The sequence below is a fragment of the Oleiphilus sp. HI0117 genome (assembly GCF_001635235.1).
This window is the reverse complement of the sequence record NZ_LWGA01000102.1, coordinates 1-891: the sequence shown is the minus strand read 5'-3', so window position 1 is coordinate 891 and position 891 is coordinate 1. Positions and strand designations below refer to the sequence as shown.

Genomic DNA, 891 nt, shown 5'->3' with positions numbered 1-891 from the left:
CCGTAAACATCAAGAACGCATCTGAAATATCTAAAGCATTGGTAAATGTCGCATCACCACCCCATGAGTAGTAACGAATACCATTTACTTTAGATGCACCTTCACCACAACGTGAGCTAGGCTTTCCATCCGGGAATAAAGCGTTAAACTGGTTAGCGCCTGGCGATGTCATGAACGTTACTGAGGCCAACGCATCCTGCGCATACTCAGGGTTGCCTGACAAGGCATCAATTACGTTACCAAGCAGATTAAGAGATCCTTCGACCAATGCTTCAAGGCCACCACCAACAGGAACGATACCGCGAGCAACATCAGCGAAGTCAGAACCAAAGTTCACCGCATTGATAGTCGTTACCGAAGCAACCAAGTCAGGTCTTACGCCCGCTGCATAGCGTACAGTTGGCCCACCCAAGCTGTGGCCCATCAAGTTGAATTTCTGCGCACCCGTCGCCGCACGAAGATCTTCCAATGCTGCAATAAGGTCTTCTCCACGCTGGTATGCATCATCCCATGCAGTCACATTCGGCGCATAAACCTTGGCACCACGTTCTTTAAGAGCACTTTTAACACCATAAAAGTAATCGATACCTAAAATATCGCTAAAGCCCGAAACACCATGAACTAGAACGATAGGGTATTTTGTTTCGTAGGCGTCGCAATCCTGCCACCACCAACAAATTGCACTTGCTTGAGCACTAAAGACCATCAGTGCCGTGAGTAAAAGCCAGCTTTTAGCTTGGCCAAATTTATTATTTTTAGCTTTCATATTGTTTTGCCTATTATTTGTTTTTATTAATCAGGGTCGCTTTATTCAATAGCGCTTAAGACTAGCTTGACAAAAAACCAATCAAAAAAGGTTCTACAAGATCACAAACGAACATTTTTTAACCA

1 protein-coding gene is annotated in these 891 nt (G+C 44.6%); it reads right to left on the bottom strand.

Annotated features, from left to right (window positions below; genetic code table 11):
- The coding region (locus A3757_RS01470) for a triacylglycerol lipase (protein WP_068739036.1) at positions 1 to 766 on the bottom strand (766 nt) is incomplete at its 3' end.
- Between the last annotated feature and the right edge of the window lie 125 nt (positions 767 to 891).